This window comes from Planktothrix sp. FACHB-1355, from assembly GCF_014748295.1.
Classification (GTDB): domain Bacteria; phylum Cyanobacteriota; class Cyanobacteriia; order Cyanobacteriales; family Aerosakkonemataceae; genus Aerosakkonema; species Aerosakkonema funiforme_A.
Genome location: NZ_JACJUP010001101.1, coordinates 1 through 2,288, shown reverse-complemented (window position 1 = coordinate 2,288; position 2,288 = coordinate 1). Strand labels below are relative to the sequence as shown.

The window sequence follows — 2,288 nt, the reverse complement described above, 5'->3', positions numbered from 1 at the left end:
GTTCCCCTCGATGGCGAGCGATACCCCACAATAGCAGCTCGAAATTCCGTTTTGAGCATCGCAAAAATCTGGGGTTGTTCCTCGCGCAACTCCTCGATCGTCATTCCCAGAGCTCTAGCCCGATGAATTGTGTCGATCGGCATCGTCGTGGCATGATAAACCACAGCATAGATCTGATTGCTCGATTCTTCATCCACCGACCTCACCCAACAACCAAAAGGTGGCATAGCTGGAAAATTCAGAGTTTCCGGTTCCAAACATTGCCCTAAAAATTCAGTTGTTCCCGTTTCTATTACTTCTGCAAAGTGATCTGGGTGACGTTGATTTTGTGAAAATTGTGGTAAGGGAAGACGCATAACCAAAAGTTTACTGTTCATTGTTCATTGTCCATTGTTCATTGTTAAATTGCCATTGCCCAATGAACAATGAACGATTAGCTATTTGGCTTTTTTGCGACCAGCCGTAGCATCTACCAGTTCCAATTCTGAAAGTCGGAATGTTACCAATTTATCCCAATTTCCACCTTCAAAAAGAACGGCTGCTTTGCCATCGCTAACACGTTGAACTAGCCCTTGATAGCCGTAGTAAATATCCGAGCCATTCTTTACTCGCACTGCCGAACCGGGCAAAATCATGATTTTTTCCTCTTCTAATTGCCTTGCTACTAAAACCTAAGTCGCTGTCGGTAAGTTGACACCGATTCTACCAAACCGAGGGAAATAAAATTGGTGAGCATCGCCGAACGTCCGTAACTGACCCAAGGGAGGGGAATTCCGGTGACAGGTGCTAGGCCGATCGTCATACCTATATTAACGATGACCTGAAACACGATCATAGCTAAGACGCCAATCGCCAACAGGGAACCAAAATTGTCTTTGGCATTCTCAGCAAGAATAATCAAGCGCAGACAGATTAACCAGAACACTACCATAACCAGAATACAGCCCACAAATCCCAATTCTTCACCGATCGCGGAGAAGATAAAATCTGTATGTTGTTCTGGGATAAAGTGCAGCTGAGTTTGAGTGCCGTTATGAAGACCCCTGCCCCACACCTGTCCGGAACCGATCGCAATCCGAGATTGTATGAGGTGGTATCCTCCTCCCAATGGGTCTTTTTCTGGATTCAAAAATAGAATCAAGCGGTTTTTTTGATATTCTTTCAATATTTCCCATAACAGGTGTCCGATTTCGCCACCTAAGATGTTAATTGCAAAAGCGCCTGCGATCGTCCACCGCCAGGGCAGAGTGCGCCAAGCAATTAAGCTCATCAAAGTTGCCCAAGTAATTAATACTGCCCAAGCCATCCATTCCGGCGAATATGGATTGAGCAAAAAGGCATTAAACACAACAGCCGAAACAACGGGAGAAACCAGAAGTATCAACCAGCCGGGATTGGCATTGCCCCAGTAAAGCATACCCAGAACGATCGCACCAAACACCAAAGAAGTGCCCAAGTCCGGCTGTATGAATACTAAAAGCCAAGGAACTGCTGTAACTGCCAAAGCTCTGAGAGCAGAAAAAATATTCGACGCGCCCTCAGAGTGCAAAAGTGCAGCCAAAGTGATAATCAATCCCAGCTTGGCAAATTCTGAGGGTTGGAAATTGAAGCCGCCGATACTTATCCATCGTTGCGCCCCTTTGGCGCTATAGCCCAGGATCATTACCGCTATTAGCAAAACGTTAGTGACACCGTAAATATACCAGTGCCAATCGATCAGGTTTTCGTAACGACAGCGGGCTAAGAAAAGCATTATTACCACACCGATTCCAGTTATAAGCCAGTGCTGCCACCAGTCGGTAACGGGGGTATTCAATTCTGTACTGCGGATCATCACACCGCCAAAAACGCTCAGCCCTACAGGCAAGGCAAAAAGCCACCAGTCCATCTCTTGCCACGGTAAAAACCTTGCTTTCCAGCGAAATGGGTTGAACAAATCCAACATAGATACTCAATCGTGAATGGGGAAAAGGGAATGGGCAGTTTTAGAGTTTAGTTTTAGATTTTAGGTGAAATTGAATTTGCGATCGGTCATCTGCAATTTTAAATTTAGCGATCGCCGATAACCGATCGCCTTTTCATTTCATACACCCAGTTATTAAGCTAAAGCAGCTACCGAAACCTTGCCGGCAATGCGCTGGGCGATTGCCATCAAAGCTTTTGCCGAAGCCGAATTCGGATCGGCGACAACAATAGGCAAGCCGCGATCGCCTCCTTGGCGCAAAGAAATTTCCAGAGGCACGCACCCCAGCAGCGGTACACCCAATTCAGCCGCTGTTTTCTCGCCT

At 46.4% G+C, this 2,288-nt stretch carries 3 protein-coding genes and 1 pseudogene; all 4 read right to left on the bottom strand.

Going from position 1 to position 2,288, the window contains the following annotated elements; genetic code table 11:
- Positions 1-356, bottom strand: a pseudogene (locus H6S82_RS29480) (hypothetical protein); the annotation flags it as partial.
- Between the two features lie 81 nt (positions 357-437).
- Positions 438-635 carry an NAD(P)H dehydrogenase subunit NdhS gene (locus H6S82_RS29475; protein ID WP_190472511.1) on the bottom strand — a complete coding sequence of 66 codons (198 nt, stop codon included), beginning with the start codon at positions 633-635 and terminating at the stop codon, positions 438-440.
- A 29-nt stretch (positions 636-664) separates the two neighbouring features.
- A complete protein-coding gene (gene rodA, locus H6S82_RS29470; protein WP_190472508.1) occupies positions 665-1,945 on the bottom strand; it encodes a rod shape-determining protein RodA in 1,281 nt (426 codons plus the stop codon).
- 153 nt (positions 1,946-2,098) lie between these two features.
- A partial coding sequence (locus tag H6S82_RS29465) for a P-loop NTPase (RefSeq protein WP_191057198.1) occupies positions 2,099-2,288 on the bottom strand: 190 nt, incomplete at its 5' end.